25 protein-coding genes are annotated in these 25,576 nt (G+C 57.7%); 18 read left to right on the top strand and 7 right to left on the bottom strand.

What is annotated here, in order from left to right:
* Window positions 1-23 precede the first annotated feature (23 nt).
* The 4 genes from LL947_RS00480 (at window position 24) to LL947_RS00465 (ending at window position 3,333) form a co-directional block, all read left to right on the top strand.
* Window positions 24-476 carry a copper chaperone PCu(A)C gene (locus LL947_RS00480; protein ID WP_290823100.1) on the top strand — a complete coding sequence of 151 codons (453 nt, stop codon included), beginning with the start codon at window positions 24-26 and terminating at the stop codon, window positions 474-476.
* Between the two features lie 54 nt (window positions 477-530).
* Window positions 531-2,105: an FAD-binding domain-containing protein gene (locus LL947_RS00475; RefSeq protein WP_499833618.1), complete on the top strand. Its 1,575-nt coding sequence runs from the start codon at window positions 531-533 to the stop codon at window positions 2,103-2,105.
* Window positions 2,106-2,207: 102 nt separating this feature from the next.
* Window positions 2,208-2,855, top strand: a complete 648-nt coding sequence (locus LL947_RS00470) for a transglycosylase SLT domain-containing protein (protein WP_499833617.1) — start codon at window positions 2,208-2,210, stop codon at window positions 2,853-2,855.
* 109 nt (window positions 2,856-2,964) lie between these two features.
* Entirely contained in the window at window positions 2,965-3,333 is a 369-nt protein-coding gene (locus LL947_RS00465; protein WP_404415215.1) for a hypothetical protein, read from the top strand.
* On the opposite strand, the gene LL947_RS00460 is transcribed toward LL947_RS00465, so the two are convergent.
* Together LL947_RS00460 and LL947_RS00455 are read right to left on the bottom strand one after the other, a co-directional pair.
* Window positions 3,330-4,169, bottom strand: coding sequence for a sirohydrochlorin chelatase (locus tag LL947_RS00460; RefSeq protein ID WP_499833616.1), 840 nt, complete (start codon window positions 4,167-4,169; stop codon window positions 3,330-3,332). The genes LL947_RS00465 and LL947_RS00460 overlap by 4 nt on opposite strands.
* Before the next feature lie 31 nt (window positions 4,170-4,200).
* Entirely contained in the window at window positions 4,201-5,112 is a 912-nt protein-coding gene (locus tag LL947_RS00455) for a histone deacetylase family protein (protein WP_499833615.1), read from the bottom strand.
* 36 nt (window positions 5,113-5,148) lie between these two features.
* Here LL947_RS00455 and LL947_RS00450 point away from each other — a divergent pair, with 36 nt between their 5' ends.
* Complete coding sequence (locus LL947_RS00450) at window positions 5,149-5,712, top strand: gamma-glutamylcyclotransferase (RefSeq protein WP_290823106.1); 564 nt, start codon at window positions 5,149-5,151, stop codon at window positions 5,710-5,712.
* A 16-nt stretch (window positions 5,713-5,728) separates the two neighbouring features.
* Here LL947_RS00450 and LL947_RS00445 read toward each other — a convergent pair whose 3' ends face one another.
* From LL947_RS00445 to LL947_RS00435, 3 genes are all read right to left on the bottom strand, one after another.
* Window positions 5,729-6,025 (bottom strand): hypothetical protein, encoded by a 297-nt coding sequence (locus LL947_RS00445; RefSeq protein WP_404415179.1) that lies wholly within the window; start codon window positions 6,023-6,025, stop codon window positions 5,729-5,731.
* Between the two features lie 71 nt (window positions 6,026-6,096).
* On the bottom strand, window positions 6,097-7,461 hold the full coding sequence (hglS, locus tag LL947_RS00440) for a 2-oxoadipate dioxygenase/decarboxylase HglS (protein ID WP_499833614.1): 1,365 nt from the start codon (window positions 7,459-7,461) through the stop codon (window positions 6,097-6,099).
* A gap of 131 nt (window positions 7,462-7,592) precedes the next feature.
* Window positions 7,593-8,162 carry a YgjV family protein gene (locus tag LL947_RS00435; RefSeq protein WP_499833613.1) on the bottom strand — a complete coding sequence of 190 codons (570 nt, stop codon included), beginning with the start codon at window positions 8,160-8,162 and terminating at the stop codon, window positions 7,593-7,595.
* Window positions 8,163-8,444: 282 nt separating this feature from the next.
* Here LL947_RS00435 and cydD point away from each other — a divergent pair, with 282 nt between their 5' ends.
* The 12 genes from cydD to LL947_RS00375 all read left to right on the top strand — a co-directional run bounded on the left by cydD (window position 8,445) and on the right by LL947_RS00375 (window position 21,023).
* Entirely contained in the window at window positions 8,445-10,142 is a 1,698-nt protein-coding gene (cydD, locus tag LL947_RS00430) for a thiol reductant ABC exporter subunit CydD (RefSeq protein ID WP_499833612.1), read from the top strand.
* Window positions 10,129-11,838, top strand: coding sequence for a thiol reductant ABC exporter subunit CydC (cydC, locus tag LL947_RS00425; RefSeq protein ID WP_499833611.1), 1,710 nt, complete (start codon window positions 10,129-10,131; stop codon window positions 11,836-11,838). Before cydD ends, cydC begins: the two co-directional genes overlap by 14 nt.
* Before the next feature lie 179 nt (window positions 11,839-12,017).
* A complete protein-coding gene (locus tag LL947_RS00420; RefSeq protein ID WP_499833610.1) occupies window positions 12,018-13,439 on the top strand; it encodes a cytochrome ubiquinol oxidase subunit I in 1,422 nt (473 codons plus the stop codon).
* Window positions 13,436-14,437, top strand: coding sequence for a cytochrome d ubiquinol oxidase subunit II (gene cydB, locus LL947_RS00415; RefSeq protein ID WP_499833609.1), 1,002 nt, complete (start codon window positions 13,436-13,438; stop codon window positions 14,435-14,437). Before LL947_RS00420 ends, cydB begins: the two co-directional genes overlap by 4 nt.
* 358 nt (window positions 14,438-14,795) lie before the next feature.
* Entirely contained in the window at window positions 14,796-15,704 is a 909-nt protein-coding gene (locus LL947_RS00410) for an MBL fold metallo-hydrolase (protein WP_499833608.1), read from the top strand.
* Between the two features lie 74 nt (window positions 15,705-15,778).
* The gene (locus LL947_RS00405; protein ID WP_499833607.1) at window positions 15,779-16,216 is read left to right on the top strand and encodes a protein tyrosine phosphatase family protein; all 438 of its coding nucleotides are present in this window, start codon (window positions 15,779-15,781) and stop codon (window positions 16,214-16,216) included.
* A 73-nt stretch (window positions 16,217-16,289) separates the two neighbouring features.
* Window positions 16,290-17,033, top strand: a complete 744-nt coding sequence (locus LL947_RS00400) for a ZIP family metal transporter (protein ID WP_290821774.1) — start codon at window positions 16,290-16,292, stop codon at window positions 17,031-17,033.
* Window positions 17,034-17,157: 124 nt separating this feature from the next.
* Window positions 17,158-17,775, top strand: coding sequence for a rhodanese-like domain-containing protein (locus LL947_RS00395; protein ID WP_499833606.1), 618 nt, complete (start codon window positions 17,158-17,160; stop codon window positions 17,773-17,775).
* A 77-nt stretch (window positions 17,776-17,852) separates the two neighbouring features.
* Complete coding sequence (locus LL947_RS00390) at window positions 17,853-18,326, top strand: DsrE family protein (RefSeq protein WP_290821778.1); 474 nt, start codon at window positions 17,853-17,855, stop codon at window positions 18,324-18,326.
* 345 nt (window positions 18,327-18,671) lie between these two features.
* Window positions 18,672-20,057 (top strand): NAD(P)/FAD-dependent oxidoreductase, encoded by a 1,386-nt coding sequence (locus LL947_RS00385; protein WP_499833605.1) that lies wholly within the window; start codon window positions 18,672-18,674, stop codon window positions 20,055-20,057.
* A 14-nt stretch (window positions 20,058-20,071) separates the two neighbouring features.
* A complete protein-coding gene (locus tag LL947_RS00380; protein ID WP_290821781.1) occupies window positions 20,072-20,410 on the top strand; it encodes a hypothetical protein in 339 nt (112 codons plus the stop codon).
* Window positions 20,411-20,468: 58 nt separating this feature from the next.
* Window positions 20,469-21,023 (top strand): ankyrin repeat domain-containing protein, encoded by a 555-nt coding sequence (locus LL947_RS00375; RefSeq protein ID WP_499833604.1) that lies wholly within the window; start codon window positions 20,469-20,471, stop codon window positions 21,021-21,023.
* 45 nt (window positions 21,024-21,068) lie between these two features.
* Here LL947_RS00375 and LL947_RS00370 read toward each other — a convergent pair whose 3' ends face one another.
* Window positions 21,069-21,788, bottom strand: coding sequence for a DUF4197 domain-containing protein (locus LL947_RS00370; RefSeq protein ID WP_404415132.1), 720 nt, complete (start codon window positions 21,786-21,788; stop codon window positions 21,069-21,071).
* Window positions 21,789-22,043: 255 nt separating this feature from the next.
* Between LL947_RS00370 and LL947_RS00365 the strand changes: the two genes are divergently transcribed.
* On the top strand, window positions 22,044-23,723 hold the full coding sequence (locus LL947_RS00365) for a choice-of-anchor I family protein (protein ID WP_499833603.1): 1,680 nt from the start codon (window positions 22,044-22,046) through the stop codon (window positions 23,721-23,723).
* Window positions 23,724-23,864: 141 nt separating this feature from the next.
* On the opposite strand, the gene LL947_RS00360 is transcribed toward LL947_RS00365, so the two are convergent.
* Window positions 23,865-25,562 (bottom strand): acyl-CoA synthetase, encoded by a 1,698-nt coding sequence (locus LL947_RS00360; protein WP_499833602.1) that lies wholly within the window; start codon window positions 25,560-25,562, stop codon window positions 23,865-23,867.
* Window positions 25,563-25,576: the final 14 nt, after the last annotated feature.

The following is a 25,576-nucleotide window of genomic DNA, read 5'->3' as shown; positions in this document are numbered from 1 at the left end:
CACTACCACACCAGAGAATTCTTATGCCAAGATTACGCTTTGCAATGCTTGCCCTGGGCACCCTGTTAGTGGCTGCCACGGCCAGTGCCGATAACCTGGCCGTTGATGACCCTTACGTGCGTGAGGTGCCGCCTGGCTCTCCTGCCACCGCCGCCTTCATGACCTTGCACAATAACAGTGAGCGTGCGGTTCGTCTGATCAGTGCCGACAACAGTATTGCCGAGCATACCGAGCTGCATAACCATGTTGATGTAGACGGCGTGATGCAAATGCGTCAGGTTGAAGCCATTGAGGTACCCGCGGGTGCTTCTACGACGCTGGCACCCGGTGGCCTGCATCTTATGCTGATTGGCCTGCAGACCTCTGTCACCGAAGGTGATCAGGTCCAGCTGAGCCTGAACTTTGATAATGGCGAAACGCTGGAAATGGATGCATCGGTGCGTCCGGTCATGCCCATGCGCCATGATCAGGAATGACATCTCAAGCGCCAGGTGCCATTGGCCCAGCAAGGGTCGCCAACAGGATGCCCCATGCCAGAAGACCGTATTGTTCAGGTCGTATGGTTCAAACGCGACCTGCGGATACATGATCATCAGCCCTTACATCAGGCAGCCGCCGATGGCCCGGTACTGCCTGTTTTTGCCATTGAGCCTGCGCAGTGGCAAACGCCGGATAGCGCCTTGCGCCACTGGCAGTTCGCGGCTGAGTGCCTTGTGGACCTGGCCGAGGCACTTGCCGGGTTAGGCCTGCCACTGTGCTGCTGGCAGGGCAGTATGCTGGCGCTGCTCGAGGCGCTTAAAACACGCTATGGCCACTTTGTCCTGCATTCACACCAGGAAACCGGCAACGCCTGGAGCCATGCCCGCGATGACGCCGTGGCTGCCTGGTGTCAGACAAACGCAGTCAGCTGGCATCAGGCCCGCCAGCATGGCGTTATACGTGGACTGACGCAGCGCCAGCAGTGGGAAGCCCAGTGGGAAACCTTGATGGCAGCAGCGACTTCCCCCGCCCCCCCACGCGCCGATCCGGCTGACGGCTGGGAAAATTTTCATCACGTCAGCCTCACCGCGCTCACTGCACTTTCTCTGGGTCACGATCAGACGCCCTGCCCCCAGCGCCAGCCTGGCGGCCGCCAGGCTGGCCGGGCCCTTTGGCGCAGTTTCGTGCAACACCGTGGGCGGCGCTATCGCGGCTCACTTTCCAACCCTTTGCTGGCCTGGGAGTATGGCTCGCGCCTGTCACCACACCTGGCCTGGGGAACCCTGTCACTGCGTGAAGTCGTCCAGTCACTGCGCCGTCAACGTCAAAAGCACCCGAATGACCCACGCTGGTCGGCTTCTCTTAAGGCTTTTACATCAAGGCTTTACTGGCACTGCCACTTTATCCAGAAGCTGGAGAGCCAGCCGGACATGGAATACCGCACGCTTCACCCCGCGCTTCGCGGCCTGCGTGAACGTGATCCCCAGCACCCGCGCCTGTTGGCCTGGCAGCAGGGGCAGACCGGGGTACCGCTGGTCGATGCCTGTATGCGTAGCCTGAGCGCCACCGGTTGGCTGAATTTTCGCATGCGCGCCATGCTGATCTCCTTCGCCACCTTTGGGCTGGGGCTACACTGGCGGGAACCCGCGCTGCATCTGGCACGGCTGTTTACCGATTACGAGCCTGGCATTCACTACCCTCAGATCCAGATGCAATCAGGCGCCACGGGTACCAATGCGCTGCGTGTCTACAACCCGCTTAAACAGGCGGAAGACAACGACCCGAATGGGGATTTCGTTGCTCATTGGGTGCCGGAGCTGACGACCTTGCCGCTTGACTGGCGCAGAAAGCCCTGGGCATTGCCAACATCCTTACGCCAGCACTTCGGGTTTCAGCCGGGAAGGGACTACCCTTTACCACATGATTTCGAACCCGAAGCACGCCACTGGAAAGATTGCCTTTATCAGCTAAGGCGGACACCGCAGGCGCGCCAGCAAAGCCAGATGCTGCTGGGCAAGCTTGCCAGCCAGAGTGCCACTAAAGGGCGGCGACGTTCGTCACGCCGCAGCGTATCCAGTCGTCAGCTGACACTTTTCGTTGACAGCACGCACGCTGAGGAAGATTAGACGCAGACGCATGAGCGTCTTTCGGCGGCAAGTAGTAGACTGACACCCAGTCAGGTTGCCCCTTTCAAACCACCTTACGCCAGGACAAAACGGTTAACGATCATGCACCGAAAATTGCTGCTACGGATGTTCAGCCTGACAGGGCTGGTGTTTACCCTGACAGGCTGCGCGATCATGGCCCCCAGCCCGCCACAGGAACAAAGCAACATCTGCGAGATCTTTCGTGAACAGCCAGACTGGTATGATCATGCCAAAGATTCCCAGAAAAAGTGGGGCACATCGATTGCCACACAGATGGCATTCATCCAGCAGGAATCGTCATTCAGAAGCCATGTCAAACCGCCGCGCAGCAAGATTCTGGGCTTCATTCCCGGGCCCAGGCCGTCGTCAGCGAAAGGTTACGCCCAGGCCCAGGACCCGGTATGGGGAGAATACCGTGATCAGGCAGGCAGCACCTTTGCGCGCCGCACTCACATGAAACATGCCACCGATTTTATCGGCTGGTATAACACCCGTACCCAGGCTCAGACGGGGATATCACTGAATAACCCTGAACATCTGTATCTGGCCTATCATGAAGGCGCAGGTGGTTATCAGCGTGGCAGCTATCGCCAAAAACCGGCCGTTCAGCGGGCCGCACGTCAGGTCGCTCAGCGGGCCAACCGTTACCGCGGGCAGCTGGCGCGCTGTGAAAGTGAGTTCCAGTGCGACAGCTTTTATCAGATATGGCCATTTTGCCGTGCGGATTGACAGAACCGGCTTATGCGTCTAGATTAAATGAGAATAAATATTATTTGCAACCCTCCTTCGGCCTGAGTCGTTATCCTTAAACCGCCGGGGTCTTCAAAGGTTTGGCACGATGAACTCTGAAACGCGTCAACTGCGTCAAACGCTGATCTTTATTCGCACCTCCTTCGAGGCTATTCAAGGCTCCATGGCGGGGCGCCTGGATGATCCCCTCCCCTGCTGGATGGATGCCAGCCTGCTCGCCCTGTTGAGCCGTGAACTGAAACGCTGCTATCAACAGGCGACATTTAACGATCTGCTCCTCGCCAAACAGTTGCTGGTCGCTTCACAGGGCAGCGACCTGCTGCTCAAGCAGTGCCCGGGAGTGCTCAGTAGTGCCGTCTGCTACCGTCAGCTCAGCGCCATTCTGGAACCGCTTGACGCAGCCATCCTGCATATTGACGAGACAAAAAAACGCCGCTGGCCCTGGCAGCGGCGTTAACACTCAACCAGACACTCGCCTAGCAGTGCTGCCTGCAACCGGGACTGAAGCAGGTCCACAATACCGACATGCTCACCCACCAGACGCGTGGGAACAATGTTCAATCCCGGACGTTCACTCATGGCAGCGGCATTAATAGCGGCAATATCCCCGCCTTCACCGGCATGTCGGCCCGGCGATAAAAACAGCATGGCGAGAATGACTTCACCTTCTGGCAGAGCCGGATTAGCCAACAGGGTTTCCAGCAGGGGGTCGTTAAAGCGGTAGGCATCGCCTTCACGGCGCTCCATGGAGGCCGAAGTGACACACCCCACCTCGTCTGCCAGCAGCATGCTCAACTGCCCGGTCAGGCGCTGACGAATGGCCGCCACCTCCGGGATAGGGCTGCCGTGATCCACCAGCACCACGCTGGGCCGGGTCTCCGGCGTCAATTGCTCACGTACATTGTCAGCCAGCCATTGCGCCAGGCGCGTATCCACCTTGCCCAACTCATCCACCAGTGGCATGGCCACCCGCACGCGCAGCCCCGGAAAACGTCCCTGTGCTGCCGCCATACGTTCCGGCAGGTAGTCGGTGAGGGCAAGACTGGGGCCGAAAAAGAACGGCAGCACAATAACCTCATCAACACCTGCCTGAGCCGCTTTCTCAACGGCAGGCCCAAGCGTCACAGCGGGTTCACCGTCCAGATCCTCGGCAGGCACCTTGTTGGAGTGCAACAGTGAGGCCGCCTGCACAGAGTAACCGCTACGTTCACTCAACAGGGCCGCCACGCGGCGCAGATTGAGGGTAGCCTCGGGCCGCAAGGAACCGTTATCGACCAGAAAAATTGCCTGCATGCTGTCTCCTGACTATGTAGGGGATACGGATTCAACCACTGGCTAACACATCAGCGGCGGCACGATGCAGCTGGGCATGCCGCGCAGCCAACGCGGCAATATCACGGTCGTAACCACCACCGATCACCGCCGCAACCGGAATATTACGCTCGCGGCAGGCGGCGAGCACGTAAAAGTCACGCTGATACAGGCCAGCATCACTCAGCGACAGGTAGCCCAGCCGGTCATCCCGGTGTACATCCACCCCGGCATCATACAGCACCAGATCCGGCTGGTAGGCGGCGAGCAGCCCCGGCAAGCGCGCCTGGAGCGCACTGAGATAGTCAGCGTCTTCCAGGCCATTCGCCAGGGCAATATCCAGGTCACTGCGTGCCTTGCGCACCGGAAAGTTGCGACCAGCATGCACGGACAAGGTAAATACGCCCATCTCATGGGTAAACAGCCGCGCCGTGCCGTCGCCCTGATGCACATCGAGATCCACGATCAGCACCCGGGAGACCCAGCCCCTGGCGAGTGCATCGGCGGCGGCCACCGCCAGGTCATTGATCAGGCAGTAGCCACTGGCTGCATCCGCATGCGCATGGTGAGTGCCGCCGGCGGAATTGCAAGCAAGCCCTGTAGCCAGTGCCGCTTCCACCGTCAGCAGGGTGCCGCCGGTTTCAAGCCGCACCCGCTCAACCAGATCAGGCGACCAGCCAAAGCCGCTGCGCCGCTGGGCGGCAGGGTCAAGCTGCCCGTTGATCAGCGCACTGATATACTCTTCGCTGTGTACGCGATGTAACGCCTGCAAGCTGACTGGCTGTGGCGTTTCCCAACCGATGGGCATCGCCAGCTGCGCCTTGGCCAACTGCTCGCGCAGCACCCGAAATTTGAGCATCGGAAAAGGATGGTTATCTGGCAGCTCTATGGTGTAGCCAGGATGATGAATAACGGTCAGCGGCATTGTCAGACACTCGATTTCACACGGGAGCAAACGCCCATGATGCAGGATACCAGCGCGCTCAACCAGCAGCGCCATCCGATTGGGGATGACGAATCGGTCTGGCTGTTTGGCTATGGCTCGCTAATCTGGAAAGTGGACTTCCCTTATCTGGAGTGTCGGCGCGCCACTATTTATGGCTGGGAGCGGCGCTTCTGGCAAGGCTCCCATGACCACCGCGGCACCCTTGCATCACCGGGCCGGGTGGCAACCCTGATTGCCTCGCCGGGCATGCCCTGCCATGGCATGGCCTACCGGATCAGCGGCGAGACACTCAAACCGCTGGATATCCGTGAAAAAAACGGCTATTTGCGGGAAACCGTTCGCCTGCATTTCCGCGATGACAGTACCGCAAGCGGCCTGGTCTACATGGCCACTCAGGATAATCCGGCTTTCCTGGGGGAGTCTCCCCTCGCGGCTATTGCTGAGCAGATTGATCGTGCCCACGGCCCAAGTGGCCCGAACCGCGATTACCTGCTTAACCTGGCCCAGGCGCTACGCGAGATGGCCGTCGAAGATGAGCACATCATGGCGCTGGAAAGGCATCTGCTGGCACTGCGCTAGGCTCATTTTGAAGCGGTCAGGTCAGCAGCCAGGAAAGAATCATCAGCCCCAGCACAATGCGCACGATGGCGCCCAGCAGTGCACCGCGCAGCAGAGCGTTGATGCCCCGCCACAGTGCCCAGAGCCCGATCACCAGCACCAGTATGCTGAAAAATGACGGGCTTATGCCCAGCGACCCGGCCAGCCCCCTGATAAAGTCTTCAAAGGCACCCAGGGATCCGTCCGACAGGGACAGAAGCCCGGTTACCAGAGCGCTGATCACCTCGCCAATAGTTTCTCCTATGCCTTCAAAAAATCCATTTGTGTGTATCATCCACTTACCTGCCTTTTGTATCCATCAAGGCGAAGAACTACATCACGGCCGGGCATGAGCTGCAATCCCCATCAGCCCGTCGCTGGCTGTTCACTCATGCCTAGCGCCGCCAGCGCCTGATCAAGCGAGGCTTTTTCACGCTCTGCATACAGACTGATCTCGTCGGTTACCTGGCCGCCCAGCGCCTGTTCAAACGCTGCCTGGTGTGAGCGGCTCTGATACTCGTCACGCTGGGCATCACCCAGATTGGACTGAAAGATACCGGCAGCACTGATAGGCAGAAAATCTTCGTAGATCATGGGGGTGGCAAGCAAAGCGCCCGCACCAATCAGCGACTCGACATCCTGTGAAGGGGTGACGTTCACGCCCGGAACAGCCTGATAGCGAAAGAACGCCAGTTTTTCGCGGCGCAGCGTGGTTTCATCATCGGGAAAGTCATTGAATGCGTCCTGCAGTACAGCTTGATGGGCAGCGTTGTCAGCCGCCGGCGTCTGGCGTGCCTTGGCCAGCAAGCGGTCATACAGGGCCCGGCCTTTCCGCGTCAGGGCCACCCCGCGCTGCTCAATCTCGCCAAAACGGGCGCTGTGGTAGCCTTCAGCGGCATCCGCAAAACGAATTGGCTCCTCCAGCGCCTTGAAGCTGGTCTGGCGCAGCAGAATGGGGCACTGGCGGCGGGGTGGGCCTTCAATGACCACCTTGGGGTCGATGCCGTGTTCCGGCATCTGCTGCTGCACAGCATCAATATCCAGGGTGCGCGGCGTAAGGTGATTGATATGCGGGCCGCGAAAACATACCACATCGGCGATCAGGCGGTGTTCCTGGCTAAGCGCCTGATAGGTGCCCACCGCTACCGTTGCCTCTTCATGCCAGCGGAACGTCTCCAGCGCCTGTTCAACAAACTGCTCAGCATCCTGCTGGTTCAGGCCGCCCTGGCGCTCATAGCGTTCAACCAGTGCCCTGGCCTCGGGCGTGAAAATATCCCGCTCGGCCAGAATGGCAATGGCCTGCTCACGCAGTGCCGGGTCATCAATCAGCTCAGGTCGCAACAGAGAGGTAAACACCCTGAAGGGGTTGTAACGCAGAGATGCGTCGTCAATTGGCCGAAAGGCGGTTGAATGAACCGGCACACCGGCTTCCGAGAGATCGTAATATCCCACCGGGAACATGCCCATCACCGCAAACAGGCGGCGCAACATGGCAAGCTCTGCGGGCGTGCCCACCCGAATGGCGCCGTGACGCTCCACGCCCAGGCGGGGCAAGTCGCCACCTTGCTGCAGGCGGCTATGCAGTTCAGGCGACTGGGACAGCACCTGCTGATTGACGCTCGCTACCAGCGCCAGCAAGGTGCCATATTGAGGCACTTCGCGCTGGTACATGGCCGACATCGCTTGGGAAAAGCGGTCGCGTATATGATCGGGGCTAACCCACAAGGTCATGAGGCACTCCAGAAAATGACAAGAATCCACTTCTTACCATAAACCACTGGCGTCACTTGCTCGTTCGAAAATTCTCGCTCTTCGTGCAGATACGCGCCATCCGGATGATCGATCCTGACGGGCAGGATGGATCAGGGGCGGGGTTCGCCGGCGGCTTCCTCAAGGCTGGCATCAAATACTGCCGGGTATTTGCGCCGAATCCTCAACAGACGCCAGATGGTAATGGCATTGGTCACCACCACCAAGCCTTCTGCCAGGGTGCCGCCAACCGAGCCGATCAGGATGTTATTAAGCATCCACGCAAGCGCTGCCAGCCCCAGGCCGACCCGCATGGCAATGCCACGCAGCAGGAACATGCTCAACGACCCCAGAATCGCGGCAATCAGCGGAAACACATCGACCCAGTGTTGCCAGGTGAGCGCTGCCGCCAAGAGGTTGGCGAGCAGAACCGCCGCAAGCACCTTGCGGCTGCCCACATAATGGCGCGCCAGCATGATCCGCACGATGACCAGCAGGGTCAGCACGGCAGCCGTCCAGCTGGCAAAGAACATGAACTGCAGGGCGAAGGCCACATTGGCGGAAATCAGCAGCACCATCAAGCGGTCATCCTGCTTGCTGGCAAAGGCGGCTATGCAGATGGCCAGGGCCACCAGGCCAAAAAACTGCCCGGCCAGTAGGCCGGCACCGTATGTTTCCAACATAGACTCCAGGACTCCTGTGACCTGTTTCATGGTTGATGCGAGCGGGCATCGACAGGCTAGGGTGGGTGGTACCCTTAACCTGAGGCCTTAAGCTGCCGTTAATGGGTGAGCGATGGTTGCTGGCAGCCAGCAGATCAATCAGTTTCTTGTAATGATACTGTTCAGCAAATGTGTGTATTCTGACCTACGAGTCGCTTTGACGCACTCCCCTTGGTGAAACTCATCTTTCGTCGTAGTCTCTAATTCCAGTACATAGTTTGTACACGCAATTAAGGAATGATTATGGCGGCGCCCGGCGCACAACAATTATTGACTCGGCTGGCAGCGACCGAGCGGCACCGCCTGGCGATAGCGGTTGTGTGCGGCACCCTGGCAGGCGCAATGACCTGGGGACAGATGCTGCTGTTTGCCTGGTTGGTCAGTGCTCTGGTGGTCAACTCACAATCATTGCAAAGCCTGACGTCGCTGTTTGTGCTGTGGCTGCTGATTCTGCCGTTGCGCGGCCTGCTCAGCTACGTACAGGAGAGAGTCAGCCAGCAGGCGTCGCTGGCCATTCGCCAGCGCCTGCGCGGCGAATTGTTGTCTCACCTGGCAGCGCTTGGGCCTGTGCGCCTGGCCAGCTACCATTCAGCGTCATTGGCGCATCAGCTGGTTGAGCAGGTGGAAGCCCTGGACGGCTATTTTGCCCGTTTCCGGGTGCAGATGTGGCTCTCGGTCCTGCTGCCGATGGGCGTGTTGATCATCACCTTGAGCCTTGACTGGCTGGCAGCGCTGTTTCTGTTTCTGTCCGCGCCGATGATTCCGCTTTTCATGTCGCTGGTCGGCATGGGCGCCGAACGCCTCAATCGTGACCAGTTTGCCGCCGTCGCGCGTCTTTCCGGGCACTTTATTGATCGCGTGCGCAGCCTGACCACACTTCAGCTGTTTGGTCAGACGGCCAGCGCAAAGCAAAGCGTTCACCTGGCCTCTGACGGGTATCGTATCCGCAGTATGCGCACTCTACGGCTGGCGTTTCTGTCCTCGGCCGTACTCGAATTTTTCGCGTCGGTCGCGATTGCCGTGGTGGCTATCTACATCGGCTTCGGGCTGCTGGGCTATATCGATTATGGCCCTTCTGATCAGCTCACCCTGTTCAGCGGCCTGTTGATTCTGCTGCTGGCTCCGGAGTTCTTCCAGCCGCTGCGCAGCCTGGCGCAGCACTATCATGACCGTGCAGCCGCCCTGGGCGCTGCCGATAGCCTGACCAAACTGCTCGATGAAGCGCCGCCGCCCAATCGCGAGACTGGAGATCAGGCAACCCCAGCCGTATCACCCTCTGAGGGTTTGCTGAGCCTGAAAAACGCAACGGTGACACACCCTGGGCGCGGCCGTGTGCTTGGGCCGCTGACATTGAAACTCCAGGCGGGAGAAACTGTCGTACTGACAGGCCCATCAGGCAGTGGCAAATCAACATTACTCCAGCTACTGGCAGGCTTCATTGATGCAGGGGAAGGCCAGCGCCATTGCGCTGCCGACCTGCGCTTTGCCTGGATGGACCAGCGCCCACTGCTGATTCAGGGCACCCTGGCCGATAACCTGCGCCTTGCCGCGCCGGAGGCCAGCGATGCCGTTCTGCTTGAAGCGCTGGAAAAAGCCCATCTGGGAAAACTCATACGCCAATTGCCTGAGGGTATCAATAGCGCCATCAGCGAACGGGGCGTCGGACTCTCCGGTGGCCAGGCTCAGCGTCTGGCGCTGGCACGTGTTTTCCTTTCCCAGGCACCGCTGGTACTGCTTGATGAGCCCACCGCAAGCCTGGATGAAGCCACTGAACAAGCGGTAATGAGCGCGCTAAAGGCGCTTCAGCAGGAAGGCCGCAGCCTGGTGATTGCCACTCACCACCCGGCACTGATGGCGCTGGCAGATCGTCGCTGGCATATCGACCAAGGCCAGTTCAGCGAGCGTGAAAGCGCAGCGGAGGCCCAGCATGACGACACATGATAGCTTGATTGTCACCTTACGCCCCTGGCTGGCCGCGCTGAACAGGCGGCGCAAGCGCCTGTGGCTGGGCGGCTTCATCATGCTGCTGACGCTGCTGTCTGCTCTTGGCCTGCTGGCGGTGTCTGGCTGGTTTATTACCGCCACCGGGATGACCGGTTTACTGCTGGCGGCGGGAATCGCCGCCAGCCTGGAAGTCTACATCCCGGGGGGCGCGATTCGTTTTTTCGCTGTCAGCCGAACCGTTACCCGCTACATCGAACGCATCTACAACCACGATACCGTGCTGCGCCTGCTGGCTGACTTACGTACCCAGATGTTCGGTGTTCTGTCTGAACTTGACGGTCACAGCCTGGCCAAGCGTCGCGCCAGTGACTGGCTCAATCGCCTGACCGCCGACATCGATACCCTGGATAGCCTATACCTGCGCCTGATGGCGCCGCCGGCGGTCGCCCTGCTGGCGATCTTGTTGCTCAGCGGTGGTGTGGCGATATTCGTCCCCCGGGCCGGGCTGCTGCTCGGTGGTGTGCTACTGATTGGCTGGCTGTGGCTGACCCTGGGCCAGGCACGGCTGGGCATGGCCGCCAGTGAGCGGCATGTTCACCAGTTGGAGGCACTGCGCAGTCGGACGATCGAGCAGCTCCAGGGGCTGGCAGAACTGGAGGCCTACTCAGGTCTTGATGATCATCGCCGCAAACTGGTCGCCATCGAACAGCAACTGCAGCAGGATCAGCGTCAGCTGGGCCATTATGCCGCCCTGGGGAATGCTCTTCAGGCCTGGCTGGTCAGCGCCGCGACCCTGATGACCCTGTGGCTGGCCGCGCTGGCCTGGCAAGCCGGCAGTATCAGCGGGGCCGTCATGGTCATGCTGCCCATGGCAGTGCTGGCCATGAATGAAGCTCTCGGTGCGCTGCCAGCGTCCTTCACCTGGCTGGGCGCGACCAAGGGGGCAGCGGCTCGCCTGAATCAGCTGGACGCCAAGCGGGTGACGTATTCAGCCAGCCCCACGACGCCACCGCAGGAGGCTGGAACGCTTACGCTCGACGCGGTCAGCGTCGTTTATCCAGGCGCCTTGCAGCCAGCGCTGGATACGCTGTCGTTATCCTTGGCGCCCGGTGAGCGCCTGGCGGTTACCGGCAACTCAGGGTCAGGCAAATCCACCCTGGCAGCGCTGATCAGCCGCCAGCTGGCACCCACTCAGGGGCGCATCCTATTGAGTGGCATCCACCTGGCTGACTGGCCTGAACATGAGCTGCGCCAGCGGGTGGCTGTTCTCACCCAGCACAGCGAGCTGTTTGACGACAGTCTCGCGGCCAACCTGCGCGTGGCCTGCCCTGAAGCCGATGATGACTTGCTCTGGCAGGCACTGGAAAACGTCGACCTTGGCGACTGGGCTAAAAGCCTGCCCAAGGGCCTGCGTACCCGTGTCGGTGAAGGGGGCCGTCAGCTTTCCGGCGGCCAGGCGCGCCGCGTGGCACTGGCACGCCTTTACCTGCGTGACCCGGATCTGGTGCTGCTGGATGAACCCTTTGCCGGCGTCGACAGCGCAACGGCACAGCGGTTAGCCGCCAGGCTGGATGCCTGGCTACAACAGCGCAGCGTTATCTATCTGGTCCATCAGCGTCAGCGCCCTTCATCCCGGCAGGGTGAGCGCTATCTGCCCGGTGTTAGCCGACAGCTGGCGCTTGCAACGCACTGATGGAGACTGATGGAGGCGGTGCATACACGAAAAGAGACACTGCGACAATACGCCGTGCCAAAACGCGCTTTAAAAGCTGTCAGTTGTACCGCTTTACTTTAAAATACGCATTATGCAATAAACTTATTCTTAAAAAGAATATTTGCATCGGTTTTTCCTGAAACAAGCTGGAGGTCAACATGGACCTAGATCCGCTATTGTTATCCAGGCTGCAATTCGCCTTTGTGGTGTCTTTCCACGCTATCTTTCCGGTGTTCACCATCGGACTGGCATCCTATATCGCCGTGCTTCATGGCCTGTTCTACAAGACGGAGAACCCCGCCTGGGACCGGTTGGCACTGTTCTGGACCAAGGTGTTTGCCGTGGTCTTCGGTATGGGCGTGGTATCAGGCATCGTGATGTCGTTCCAGTTTGGTACCAACTGGAGTAATTTCTCCTATGCCACCGCCAACTTCCTGGGGCCGGTCCTCAGTTATGAAGTGGTGACGGCCTTCTTCCTGGAAGCCGCTTTTCTCGGGGTTCTACTGTTTGGGCGTAACAAGGTGCCGGAAGGTGTTCACCTGTTTGCGGCCATCATGGTGGCCATCGGTACCTTTATTTCATCGTTCTGGATTCTGTCGGCCAACAGCTGGATGCAGACACCCGCAGGCTTTGAAATGATCGACGGTCGTTTCCATATCGTTTCCTGGACTGAAGCGATCTTCAATCCGTCGTTCTGGTACCGCTTCACTCACATGGGGCTGGCTTCCTTCCTGACCGGTGGATTTGTGGTGGCAGGCGTCAGCGCCTGGTTCCTGTTGCGCAAGCGTGACGTGGAAGCCAACAAGAAAGCACTGTCCATGTGCCTGTGGCTGCTGCTCATCCTGACCCCTGCCCAGGCAGTGGTTGGCGATTTCCATGGCCTGAATACCCTGGAGCACCAGCCGACCAAGGTCGCGGCCATGGAAGGTAACTGGGAAACCAGCAGTAATGTACCGTTGTTGCTGTTTGCCATCCCTGACAGTGAATCCCAGAGCAACCTGTTCGAGATTGGCATTCCCAACCTGGCAAGCATTGTGCTGACGCACAGTGCCGAGGGTGAAGTACCGGGCGTCAGTGCAGTACCCGAAGACGAGCAGCCCCCGGTGGCGATTGTGTTCTGGTCGTTCCGCATAATGGTGGGCCTGGGCTTTCTGATGATAGGGGTGGCACTTGCGGGGCTCTTCCTGCGTCGCAAAGGCCGCGTCTTTGAAAGCCCGCTCTTTCATAAAGTGCTGGTCGGCATGATTGCCTCGCCCTTTGTCGCCGTGCTGGCAGGCTGGATCGTGACCGAGGCAGGCCGCGCACCCTGGCTGGTGTATGGCGTCATGTCCCATGCCGAAGGCTTAACGCCCTCGCTGACCGGCGGCATGGCCCTGTTCACCCTGATCGGCTATGTCGGCGTCTATAGTGTGGTCTTCCTGATCGGTGCCTACTACCTGAGCCGGGTGGTGCGTAACGGCATGCTGGAAGAACCTGCAGAAGTTGAGGGCGAAGTCGAACGCGCCAAGCGTCCGTTCTCAGCCGCCCACACACCGTTTGATGACGACATGGACGATAGCATTGAAGGAGCTAAAGCATGATTACCTTTGACCTGGCTATTATCTGGGCCGGCATCATCGGCTTTGGCATCATCATGTACGTCATCATGGACGGCTTTGATCTGGGGTTGGGGATTCTCTACCCCTTTGCCCCGGATGAAGAGTCCCGGGATGTGATGATGAACTCGGTTGCCCCCGTCTGGGATGGCAATGAAACCTGGCTGGTACTCGGGGGCGCCGGGCTGCTCGGCGCCTTCCCGCTGGTCTACTCGGTTTTTCTGCCAGCGCTTTACATTGGGGTTTTCCTGATGCTGGCCGGACTTATCTTTCGCGGCATTTCCTTTGAGTTCCGCTTCAAGTCAAAGAAAAACCGCCACTGGTGGAACCGCGCATTCTGCTGGGGCTCCGCCATTGCCACCTTTGCCCAGGGGGCGGTGGTCGGTGCCTATATCCAGGGCTTCGCGGTCGAGGACTTTGTCTACGTCGGCGGCGCGCTGGACTGGCTGACGCCCTTTACTGTTCTGACAGGGCTTGGCCTTATGGCAGGCTATGCGCTGCTGGGTGCCACCTGGCTGATCCTGAAGTCGGAAGGGCACGTCCAGCAGTGGGCTTACCGCATCACGCCCAAGCTGCTGCTCGCGGTATTGGCCGTGTTTGCCATCGTCAGCCTGTGGACGCCGCTGGTCAGCCTTGATGTGCGCGAGCGCTGGCTCAGCCAACTACACCTGATCTGGGTCTTCCCGATTCTTGCCTTGCTCTGTGCGGGCCTGCTTTTCAGGGCCGTCAAGCGTCAGGACGAAGGCTTGCCCTTTGTCATGTCGCTGGGCCTGTTCATCTTCACTTACCTGGGCCTGATTGCCAGTAAGTGGCCGGTGATTGTCCCGCCCGACTACACCATCTGGGATGCTTCATCAGCGCCGGAATCACAGCTGTTCCTGTTGATTGGCGTGCTGTTTGTCATCCCTATTGTGCTGGCTTACACCGCCTGGTCCTATTGGGTCTTCCGCGGCAAGGTCAAGGTGGGCGAAGGCTACCACTGATAGCTGATCGACCTTTTCTCCTCTGGCCAGGTGGCCGGACTTCAGGCGCCCCAAGTGGCGCCTTTTTTTGGCCTCAAGATCGACATAATCTGCGCCTATCTTATTGATAATCTGGATACACTTGTTTATATAATAAAATATGCTAAGATTATAACAATAAGGCAAAGTGTAACACTTGCCCTGACCCGACGACATTGATCCGGCTGGAGCAATAAACATATCGGCACCTTGTAAAAGCACCCTGTCACCAGCATATAGGCAGACAAGTGCATAAACTCATCACTTTTTGATATATCCTGTCCTCTGGGGTGGCCAGCCCACCCTTGCGGCTCCAGCGCAGACATTCCAGGAGGCTGACATGCAAAAATTCTCTCTCTCTCGCAGCACCGGCGCCCATACCCCGGACGTCGCGGGCTTTTTTGAGCCACGTACCTTCAGCGTCCAGTACATCGTCAGCGATCCGGCAACGAAAAAATGCGCCATTATTGACCCGGTGCTTGATTACGATGAAAAATCAGGCGCTACCGCTACCCATCATGCTGACGAATTGCTGGCGTATGTGGCAGAACAGGGGTTTGAAATCGAATGGATCCTTGACACCCACCCCCATGCCGATCATTTTTCCGCCGCCCATTATCTGAAGGAAAAAACCGGAGCGCCCACCGCCATCGGCCGTTATGTCAAAGATGTCCAGGAGCTCTGGAAGGGTATCTATCACTGGCCTGACTTCCCGGCCGATGGCCGCCAGTGGGATCACCTGTTCAGCGAGGGTGATACCTTCAAGCTGGGTGATATGGACGCACGCGTCATGTTCTCTCCCGGCCATACGCTGGCTTCCATCACCTACGTGATTGGCGATGCCGCCTTTATCCACGACACTATGTTCCAGCCGGATTTTGGCACCGCCCGGGCGGACTTCCCCGGCGGCAGCGCCAAGACGCTATGGGATTCCATTCAGGCCATTCTCGCCCTGCCGGACGACACCCGCCTGTTTACCGGCCATGATTACATGCCTGATGGCCGTGAGCCCCAGTGGGAAAGCACGGTAAAAGAGCAGAAGGCGGTCAATCCTCATCTGGCCAATGTCAGTGAAGAAGGCTTTATTGCCCTGCGCAACCAGCGCGACAGCGAACTGCCGATGCCCAAGTTGATTCTGCATGCCCTGCAGGTCAACACCCGAGGTGGGCGCCTGCCCGAACCGGAAGCCAACGGTAAGCGCTACCTGAAAATTCCTCTCGACGCCCTGGAAGGCGCCGCCTGGGAATAACGCAGCCGTGCGGTGCTATACTCAATAACGCCATCGCAGACACCGCGATGGCGTTTGATGCTAAGGAGATACCCTTGAATATTCACGAACTTGAGCCCGGTTTTGCCATCAGTGAGGCCCTTACCCCCGGTGATCTGGATGAAGTGGCCCAGCGCGGCTTCAAATCAGTGATCTGCAATCGCCGACCCGGCGAAGCTGACGATCACCCGGATGATGCTGACCTGAGTGCCAGGGCCAAGGCGCTGGGCATCGAATGGCGTTGCATCCCGGTGACGCCGGGCAACTACAGCGAGGCTGATATTGCCGCGTTTGGCAAGGCCCTTGATGACCTGTCAACGCCGATTCTGGCCTTCTGCCGGAGTGGCAAGCGTGCCGTTCACCTCTGGGCACATTCAAAAAGTCAGGCCGCCAGCTGTGATATTCCTGCTCTCTTGACCGCTGCGCGTGAAGCCGGCCACGACCTCGAAGAGCGGCGTGCTTTACTTGAACAGACGGCCACCCATCAACGCTGAAACCTCACCACCACTTTGTGACAACACGATACAGACGGGGTATCAACGATTGAGCCAATGAGAGGGCATTTGCATGTCGGTCGATGTCACCCTATGGGTTGTGTTTGTCGCTGCCCTGATTACCGCGCTGGCGACTGGCCTTGGGGCATTGCCCTTTCTGTTTGTAAAAACCTTCAGTGCCCGCTGGCTGAGCCTGTTCAATGCCCTGGCTGCCGGCCTGATGCTGGCCGCCAGCCATAGCCTGGTCAGCGAAGGCAGCCGCGATGCCCCCTGGTTAACGCTTGCCGGCATGGCGATCGGCCTTGCATTGGTCATTATTTCAGATTGGGGTATTCAGCGGCGTGGTTCGCCTGATGTGAGTGAACTCAACGGTGCCAATGCACGCAAAGCCTTGCTGATACTGGGCATCATGACCATGCACTCCTTTGCCGAGGGGGTTGGCGTCGGCGTTTCTTACGGCGGCGGTGAGTCCTTGGGCATGTTTATCAGTGCCGCCATTGCCATCCATAATATCCCTGAAGGGTTAGCGATCAGCCTGATTCTGATTCCACGGGGTATGTCCGTTATGAAGGCAGCAGGCTGGAGTATCTTCACCAGTTTGCCGCAACCCCTGATGGCCATTCCGGCCTTTGTGTTTGTGACCTGGTTTGCCCCCTTCCTGCCTATTGGGCTGGGCCTCGCAGCGGGCGCCATGATGTGGATGGTGTTCTCGGAGATTCTCCCTGATGCCCTTGAAAATGCGCCTTCCAGCTCAGTCGCCACCACCGTTGTGCTGGCATTTTTTGCTATGTATGCCTTCCAGCATGCGATCCATTAAAGCACTCCATACACGATACTGCCCAGCTCCATGAGACCTTTGCCTATGCGGCAAAAAACCACATTTGTTAGACGTCATTCTCAGCTATCCTGAAGTTATAGTTATTTACTTATAAGGATTAGCTATGAAAAATAGTCGTCAAACACCGCAACATTCCATTTTTCGCTTTGCCATTCCACTGGCGCTGGTTTCCGCCATGGCGGTGAGTACCAACGCTCAGGCTGAAGAAGACGCTTCTGCCTACCGTGAGACCCAGTTGGGTCTGTATGTCACCGCCGCGGAAGCCTATGACCTGATCCAGCAGGAAGACGACGCACTCTTGATTGATGTACGCGACCCGATCGAGATCAAGTTTACCGGTTCTGCCGAACCTACGGACATTCATGTGCCTTGGGTACTGGCTGACCGCTCCCAGTTTGATGCTGATGCCCAGACCTGGCCGATCAGCCGTAATAACGATTTCGACGCCCAGATCCGTAGCGCTCTTGAAGAACATGGCGCTGAGGAAGATACCCCCATTATCGTCATGTGCCGTTCGGGCGCCACGCGCAGTGCACCTGCCGCTGATGCGATTACCGAGATGGGCTTTTCTCAGGTTTACTCAGTAAGCGATGGCTTTGAGGGCGGCAAGCTGGCCGAAGGCGATTCAGAGGGTGTTCGTGCCCGCAATGGTTGGCGCAACTCTGATCTGCCCTGGAGCTATTCGGTTGACCCTGATGTTGCCTGGCACGCAGAAGATTAAACTTACTTATCAATCCTGATCTGTTTCACCCTGTGTTTTGATTGTTCATGCACCACAACTTAGCGACTGGAGACATTATGCGCCTTACACTGATTGCAACCGCCACTCTCGCAGCCACTGCTGCCCTTTCTACTCATGCCCTGGCCGAAAACCATGGCGATCACGCTGAGACAGATGATCAGGCTCTGATGATTGTGACCAGCGATGCGATTGAAACCCAGAGCATGGCCATGATCCTGGGCAATGCCATGCGTCAGCAAGGCACTGACCTGCACATTCTGCTGTGCGATACAGCCGGTGACCTGGCCGTTGATGGTTATGCCAGCGAAGCACCCATCAACACGCCGCCCGGCAACCCCATGGAAAAGCTCGCCCCGGAAGGCCTGCTTAAAATGATGATGGGCGAAGGCGTTTCAGTGGATGTCTGCGCCATCTATCTTCCCAATACCGATCATGAGGAAGAAGATCTTCTTGAAGGTGTCGGGGTTGCTTCGCCAGGCCCGATGGCCGAAATGATGCGCGACCCGGCCATTCCGGTTTTCGAATTCTGATCGTCACTTCCGGATATCGAAGGACGGACACCCAGCACGCTTGATGATTGCCCGGCACCCATGCCGGGTATTTACCCCAAACGGTTACCCGCTTAAACGTGCCTATCTGCCCGCCCACATCATCGACACTCTGTTTTGATTTCTTTCAATTTAGGCTACTCGATGCCTTATTATTAGCTATTGCTAATTTTATTTAAACAGTGGTTAATTATAAGGCCAGTGCCTGTCAACGGTCGTATTGCGGCCCTTTGGACTAAATGACGATGACAGACTGACCGGATTAACGCTATATTAATTATAAGAATATAACCAAATTTCATCGAGGCACACATCTCGGAGCTCGTTATGAAAAATTCCCCTTTCACTCTCAGCCGTCGCCAGCTGCTCAAGGCCGGCGCGGGTCTCAGCGCCAGCGGTCTGCTCTACACCAGCGCGCTGCAGGCCAATACCATCGATACTCAGGCAAGCATCGTGGTAGTCGGTGGTGGTGCGTCAGGCATGGCCATGGCCAACCGCCTTGCTACCCGTCTGCGTGGTGGCACCATTACCCTGATTGAACCGCGCGATACCCATCACTACCAGCCCGGCTGGACGCTTGTCGCCTCCGGCATATGGGGCCCAGACAAGACCATGCGCCCCAACGCTGATTTCATCCCGCAAGGTATTAACTGGGTACGTCAATACGCCGCCGGTATTGATGCCGAAAACCGCCGTGTTGATCTGGCCAATGGTGAGAGCCTGGACTATGACTACCTGGTAGTTGCAACCGGCCTGCAGCTTAACTACAACCTGATTGACGGTATGTCGCCCGATCTGGTGGGGCAACACGGTATTGGCAGTGTCTATGCCAGTATCGAAGGAGCTACCCGCACCCGCCAGGCGATCAAGGGCTGGATCGACAAGGGTGAAGGCAAGGGCATTTTTACCGCCGCCCCGACGGCAGTGAAATGCGCGGGCGCGCCGCTGAAAATGACCTTCACTACACTGACACACCTGGAAGAAAGTGGTCATCGGGATGCGTTTGATGTTGACTTCATGTCCCCGACAGGCGGGCTTTTTTCTCAACCCTGGGTCAACGACTTCGTCAAACAGCGCTTTGATGAGCAAGGCGTCAACCGCCGCCACCATTATCGCCTTTCGGCTATTGACCCACAGGCCAAGCAGGCAGAGTTTACCTTTGAAGGTGAGAAAGACAGCCTTGCAGTCCCTGACGACCTGCGTGCAGGCGACGATAATGACCAGGGAAAACCCACCATTATCGCGGATTATGACTTTATCCACGTTGTGCCCCCCATGAGCGCGCCTGATTTCGTCAAACAAAGCGACCTGATTGCCAAGGATGGGCCGCATCAGGGGGAATGGCTGGATGTGGATATCCACACCCTGCAGCACAAGCGGTACCCGGAAGTTTTCGGCATTGGTGATGTTATCGGTGCACCCATCAACAAGACCGCCGCCAGCGTCAAGGCACAGGCACCGGTCGTGGAAGCTAACCTGCTTTCAGCCATTCAGGGCAAGAGCCTGACGGCACGCCACGATGGCTATACCTCCTGCCCGCTGATTACGGGTGTTGGTAAGGCCATGCTGGTGGAATTTGGCTATGACGACAATTTTGCCTTTATGCCGTCCTTCCCGTTCATTGACCCTAAAGACGAATCCTGGGCGGCTTGGGTCATGAAGGATCGCATGCTGCAACCCGCTTATTATGCCGTGCTTGACGGCCAGGCCTGACAGGAGATCGTATTATGACATTTACCGGTGCAATGACCATTCTCATGTATGCCCTGGCACCCTTTGCCTGGTTGATTGCGGGAGGAGTTGCCATTTTTCTGGCGATACACCTGTTTGCCTATCTACGCGGCTATCAATTCAGTCAACATCATAGCATCGTGGCAATGCTCCTGGCGCTTGCGCTGGGTCTTTCTGCCCTGTTCTGGATACCGTGGTTTACCAACTCAGAGTTAGGCTATGTGGATACCGTTTTTGACTGGGTTGCCATCATAGGGGGCGTGATCGCCACTATGGTCATTACCTTCTTTACCGTGCATCCTTTAAGCTATCTTCTCATTGAAAAACGCGAGTAAGTTCTCATTAATGAGAGCTTTCAAAGCATTTTTGCAGCAATTTCCAATGCTGGCAGGCATGGCGTCAACCTTACTGGTTGGCGCCATGCTTGTCGGCCTGTATCAACTGGCCACCCACGATATCAACCAGCGCGACCACTACGGCCGCACGGCACTTTTTCTGGCCGTGGAAAAACAGCAGCAGGATGACGTTGAAGCTCTGATAAAACGCGGCGCCGCCCTTGATATGGCCGATAACTGTGGATTTTCCCCGCTGATGAAAGCCGCCTCGCTGGGCAATATGGCTATGGTCAAAGCGCTTTATCAGGCAGGCGCCAGCCTGGAGCACCAGGATGACAGCCAGTACACGCCCTTGATGATTGCGGTTGTCAGCGAACAGCCCGCCATCGCCAGCATCCTGCTGGAAAAAGGCGCCAACCCCAATCATCAGGACGACCTGGGTTGGACAGCGCTGATATGGGCCGCCAAGCAAAATAACCTTGGCCTGGCCAACGCCTTGCTTGACCACGGCGCCGACCCTCTGCTGGCCGACCAGGACGGCCAGAATGCCCTGCATTGGGCAGCCCTGGAAGGCCATGACAAGATGGTCAAACTGCTGGTTGACGAAGCCTGAAAACGCCCCGACAACCTCCGGCGAAGTCGCTTACCGCTGTTCGATCTATTCGGACTGATTACCCAGCAGCCCGAACGCCTGACCGATCAGGGCGCTTCCCTGCCCCGCTGGGTCCTGGCGAATCAGGCTTTCCTGTGCGCCAATCTCACTGAACAGGGCTTCCATACTGTTATCAACGACATGGCGCTCCAGATCCATCTCCGGCAGGTTGGTCATGGGTAGCTGATCGTAGACCTGCAACATCGACTGGTACTGATCATAAAAGCCCGTCTGTTCCAGGTTGCTTTGCACAATAGGTGCGAAACGTGAACGCAGGGCATCTTCCGTATTGGCACGGAAGTACTGGGTAGCCGCGGTATCGCCACCGCGAATAATGCCCATGGCATCATCCACACTCATTTCCTGCACCGCTGTCTTGAACACCGGTGCCGCTTCGGCCACGGCCTGTTCAGCCCCTCGATTCATGGCATTCTGCACCGGGTCGACATACTGCCCCATACCCAACTGGCGCAGGGTATCGGCAATCTGCTGCCCAGGGCCAGGAAGCGGTATATCGAAGGCGCCAGGCATGGAAAGGTTGTCGCTGGCCCGCTCTGAGCTAAGCGCCAGCGCCTGCTTGATACCACTGGCCAGAGGAGACGCCTCACTCTCGCCGGACATAGCGCCCATTTGCGAGCCGGCATCCATCAAGGGCCCCATCGCATCCATATTCTGACAACCGCTGGTAATCACCATCACGCCCGCCAGTGCTAACCATTTTTTCATTCTGCCTTCCTGTATTAGCCAGTTTAAAAGCAACATAGTAATACATTGCTGCTTACTAAAGGCACCACTAAATTTATATCCCCGCATTCGCTGACAAACCGATCGATGCTGCCTGATTAGATGGCAAAGATAGCGACATCTGACTGTCATCTGAGCGGCATAGAGTATTAACAGTACTTTGCGGCATTCACTCTCTTTACGCGTGTTCGCCGCTCGCTCTGACCTTCACTGTTGATTGATAGAGGATTTCCCTTTATGCAGCCCAAACCTCTCGCCGCCGCTATTCTGGCCACTCTTGTCAACGGTGCTTTTGTGGCCGGTTACGCCCAGGCTAACGTTTCTGCTCAGCCAACCAAAGCGCATACGCTTTCTGCCATTGGTCACTATCAAAGCGGTGTTTTTGACGAAAGCGCCGCTGAAATTACCGCGTTTGACCCAGCGTCTGAGCGCACCTTTGTCATCAACGCGGCCAGCGGTCAAGTTGATATTTTCGATATGAGCAATCCCAGCCGTCTGAAACGGGTGTCCACCATTGATGTTTCAGACCTGGGGGCGGACGCCAACAGTATTGCCGTCATGAATGGCACCCTCGCGATCGCGGTAGAAGCCCAGGAAGCCACGAACCCCGGCGTCGTGGCTTTTTATGACACCAACGGCAATCGCCTGAGCTTTGTTGAAGCTGGCGCCCTTCCTGATGCCCTGACCTTCTCACCAGACGGCCGTTACGTCGTCGTCGCCAACGAAGGCGAGCCCAATGACGACTATACTATTGACCCTGAAGGCAGTGTCTCGGTCATTGACCTTTCCGTCGGTATTGAAAACCTGACCCAGGCAGACGTTCGTCACGCCCACTTTCAAGCGTTTAACGGCCAGGAAGATGCCCTGCGTGAAGCAGGTGTGCGGATCTTTGGCCCAGGCGCCAGTGCCGCCCAGGATATGGAACCTGAATGGGTAGAGGTTTCCGCCGATTCCAGCACCGCCTATATTTCTTTGCAGGAAAACAATGCCATCGGGGTTGTCGATATCGCATCTGCAACGGTCAGCGATGTTTTCCCACTAGGTTTCAAGGATTGGTCCGCTGATGGTGATTGGTCGGGCAAGGGGCTCGACGCCAGCAACCGGGATGACGCCATCAACATCCAGCACTGGCCAGTCATGGGCGTTTATCAGCCCGATACGATTCGCGTCTACGAGACCGACGGCGAGACGTATGTCGTCACCGCCAATGAAGGTGATGCCCGTGATTATGATGCCTGGAGTGAGGAATTCCGGGTCAAGGACCTGCAACTGGACCCGACTGCCTTCCCGGATGCTGACACTCTCCAGAAGGAAGAAAATCTTGGCCGTCTGCGCGTAACCTCGACATTGGGTGTGAGTAACGGCTGCGACCCGTCGGCCCTGTCAACGGATATTGAACGTGCGTGCGTTTACGACACCCTGTATGCCTATGGAGCACGCTCCATGTCCATTTTCCAGGTGACTGCTGACGGCCTTAAGAAAGTCTTCGACACTGGATCACAGATGGAAGAAACCATCGCGGCGATGTTCCCGGATGACTTCAATTCAAACAACGATGAAAACGACAGCTTTGACGCACGTTCAGATGACAAAGGCCCTGAGCCTGAAGGCATTGCGATCGGCCACATTGATGATAGCACCTATGCCTTTGTCGGCCTGGAAAGGATCGGTGGCATCATGATGTACGATATCACTTCACCGGCTGATACCACCCTGGTGGACTACATCAACCACCGTGATTTCAGTCTTGCCAACGAGCCTGAAGCGCTGACCCAGACTGACCTTGGAGCAGAGGGCCTGTATTTTGTGTCTGCCGACAAGAGCCCGGATGCTGACGGTCGGCCGCTATTGATTGTCGGTAATGAAGTCAGCGGCACCACCACGGTGTTTGCCATCGATCAGACTACGCAACGATAAGTGGTGACACGACACTTAGCAGGCTCGCAGTAAAAAGCCCCGATGATTCGGGGCTTTTTTAGCTTGGTCATTACTCTTTTCACAATACCTAAGCATTTCACACTACCTAGCACTTAATAATGCCTAAGCACTTAATAATGCCTAAGAAGGTTCGCGCATTTGATCTCTCAGCGCGACCTTGCGGATCTTGCCGGTGGAGGTGCGTGGAATGCTGGCGAACACAAATTCACGCGGTACCTTGTAAGGCGCCAGGTGGTCGCGGCACCACTGCCGTAAGGTGCCTTCATCTGCCTCGCTGTTGGGGGTAAGCTCAATAAAGGCGCAAGGCGTCTCCCCCCACTTTTCATGGGGCATGGCGACTACAGCTGCCACGCTGACGGCGGGGTGACGATAGAGCACTTCCTCAATCTCGATGGACGAGATGTTTTCGCCGCCAGAAATAATCACATCCTTGGTGCGATCCTTGAGCTGCAGATAGCCGTCCGGGTGCACTACCGCCAGGTCACCGGAATGAAACCAGCCGTTGGCAAACGCCTCAGCCGTGGCGTCCGGGTTGCGGAAGTAGCCTTTCATCACCACGTTGCCGCGGAACATCACCTCGCCCAGGGTTTCACCGTCATGGGGAACCGGTTCGCTGCTGATCGGGTCAAGCACCTCCAGTTGTTCCAACGGCAGGTAGCGAACGCCCTGGCGGGCCTTGAGCCGCGCCTGCTCCTCCTGGGTGCAGTCTGACCAGTCAAGGTGCCAGTCATTCACCACCGCAGGGCCATAGGTTTCTGTCAGGCCGTAGAGGTGAGTGACATCAAACCCAAGGGTGTTCATGCTGGCCAGCACCCGCTCGGGCGGCGGGGCAGCGGCAGTAAAGAACTGCACCTGACGGTCCAACGGAGGCCGTTCGGCCTCAGGGGTATCAATCAGCAGCGACATCACTATCGGCGCACCGCACAGGTGCGTGACGCCTTCATCGGCCAGCGCTGCCCAGATGGGCTCGGCGCGCACCTGACGCAGGCAAACATGAGTACCGACAATCGCCGAAAGTGTCCACGGGAAGCACCAGCCGTTGCAGTGAAACATCGGCAGCGTCCACAGGTAGACGGCATGTTTCTGCATCGACGTGGTCAGCGCATTGCCCTGCGCCAGCAGATAGGCACCGCGATGATGAGAGACCACACCTTTGGGGTTGCCGGTAGTGCCCGAGGTGTAATTGATGGAAATCGCGTCCCATTCGTCTTCCGGCATCAGCCAGGCAAAGTATGGGCTGCCGGTGGCGATCACGTCTTCATAGTCGGGGATATCGCCCGGCAGCTCAGCAGAGGAAAGGGGCGAATCGTCTTCAGGGTCATTGACCTCAATCAGTACAGGCCTGACAGAGGCCAACGCCAGTGCCTCTTTCACCAACACCATGAAAGCGCGATCGGCAATCACCACTTTCGACATGGCATGATCAAGCTGAAAGGCAATCGTCGCCGCATCCAGGCGGGTATTGATCGAGTGTAATACGCCACCGCACATCGGCACACCGTAATGGCATTCCAGCATTTCCGGCGTGTTGGCCAACACTACGCTGACCGTATCGCCGCGGCCAATGGCATAGCGCTCGGTAAGCGCTGATGCCAGTTGGCGGGAGCGGGCATAGAAATCTGCATAGTTACGGCGCAGGCGACCATGCACGATTGCAATATGCTCAGGGAAGACGCTGGCAGCGCGTTCCAGAAACTGCAGCGGCGTCAGCGGCTGGAAGTTGGCCGGGTTGCGATCCAGCCCCTGGTTATACGGGTTAGGGGCTTTCCCGGCCGTATGCGAGGCCTGGCGATCATTATTATTGTAATGATTGTTCATAGGCGCGGCTGTCC

It is taken from the genome of Halomonas sp. BLK-85 (assembly GCF_044792155.1).
GTDB lineage: Bacteria > Pseudomonadota > Gammaproteobacteria > Pseudomonadales > Halomonadaceae > Vreelandella.
Note: the sequence above shows the minus strand (reverse complement) of the source record. Positions and strands in the feature narration are given on the sequence as shown.

Bases quoted from the DNA above. Each gene is read 5' to 3' on its own strand.
- LL947_RS00480 (WP_290823100.1), top strand. From the start codon at position 24: ATGCCAAGATTACGCTTTGCAATGCTTGCCCTGGGCACCCTGTTAGTG.
- LL947_RS00475 (WP_499833618.1), top strand. From the start codon at position 531: ATGCCAGAAGACCGTATTGTTCAGGTCGTATGGTTCAAACGCGACCTG.
- LL947_RS00470 (WP_499833617.1), top strand. From the start codon at position 2,208: ATGCACCGAAAATTGCTGCTACGGATGTTCAGCCTGACAGGGCTGGTG.
- LL947_RS00465 (WP_404415215.1), top strand. From the start codon at position 2,965: ATGAACTCTGAAACGCGTCAACTGCGTCAAACGCTGATCTTTATTCGC.
- LL947_RS00460 (WP_499833616.1), bottom strand. From the start codon at position 4,169: ATGCAGGCAATTTTTCTGGTCGATAACGGTTCCTTGCGGCCCGAGGCT.
- LL947_RS00455 (WP_499833615.1), bottom strand. From the start codon at position 5,112: ATGCCGCTGACCGTTATTCATCATCCTGGCTACACCATAGAGCTGCCA.
- LL947_RS00450 (WP_290823106.1), top strand. From the start codon at position 5,149: ATGATGCAGGATACCAGCGCGCTCAACCAGCAGCGCCATCCGATTGGG.
- LL947_RS00445 (WP_404415179.1), bottom strand. From the start codon at position 6,025: ATGATACACACAAATGGATTTTTTGAAGGCATAGGAGAAACTATTGGC.
- hglS (WP_499833614.1), bottom strand. From the start codon at position 7,461: ATGACCTTGTGGGTTAGCCCCGATCATATACGCGACCGCTTTTCCCAA.
- LL947_RS00435 (WP_499833613.1), bottom strand. From the start codon at position 8,162: ATGTTGGAAACATACGGTGCCGGCCTACTGGCCGGGCAGTTTTTTGGC.
- cydD (WP_499833612.1), top strand. From the start codon at position 8,445: ATGGCGGCGCCCGGCGCACAACAATTATTGACTCGGCTGGCAGCGACC.
- cydC (WP_499833611.1), top strand. From the start codon at position 10,129: ATGACGACACATGATAGCTTGATTGTCACCTTACGCCCCTGGCTGGCC.
- LL947_RS00420 (WP_499833610.1), top strand. From the start codon at position 12,018: ATGGACCTAGATCCGCTATTGTTATCCAGGCTGCAATTCGCCTTTGTG.
- cydB (WP_499833609.1), top strand. From the start codon at position 13,436: ATGATTACCTTTGACCTGGCTATTATCTGGGCCGGCATCATCGGCTTT.
- LL947_RS00410 (WP_499833608.1), top strand. From the start codon at position 14,796: ATGCAAAAATTCTCTCTCTCTCGCAGCACCGGCGCCCATACCCCGGAC.
- LL947_RS00400 (WP_290821774.1), top strand. From the start codon at position 16,290: ATGTCGGTCGATGTCACCCTATGGGTTGTGTTTGTCGCTGCCCTGATT.
- LL947_RS00395 (WP_499833606.1), top strand. From the start codon at position 17,158: ATGAAAAATAGTCGTCAAACACCGCAACATTCCATTTTTCGCTTTGCC.
- LL947_RS00390 (WP_290821778.1), top strand. From the start codon at position 17,853: ATGCGCCTTACACTGATTGCAACCGCCACTCTCGCAGCCACTGCTGCC.
- LL947_RS00385 (WP_499833605.1), top strand. From the start codon at position 18,672: ATGAAAAATTCCCCTTTCACTCTCAGCCGTCGCCAGCTGCTCAAGGCC.
- LL947_RS00380 (WP_290821781.1), top strand. From the start codon at position 20,072: ATGACATTTACCGGTGCAATGACCATTCTCATGTATGCCCTGGCACCC.
- LL947_RS00375 (WP_499833604.1), top strand. From the start codon at position 20,469: ATGGCGTCAACCTTACTGGTTGGCGCCATGCTTGTCGGCCTGTATCAA.
- LL947_RS00370 (WP_404415132.1), bottom strand. From the start codon at position 21,788: ATGAAAAAATGGTTAGCACTGGCGGGCGTGATGGTGATTACCAGCGGT.
- LL947_RS00365 (WP_499833603.1), top strand. From the start codon at position 22,044: ATGCAGCCCAAACCTCTCGCCGCCGCTATTCTGGCCACTCTTGTCAAC.
- LL947_RS00360 (WP_499833602.1), bottom strand. From the start codon at position 25,562: ATGAACAATCATTACAATAATAATGATCGCCAGGCCTCGCATACGGCC.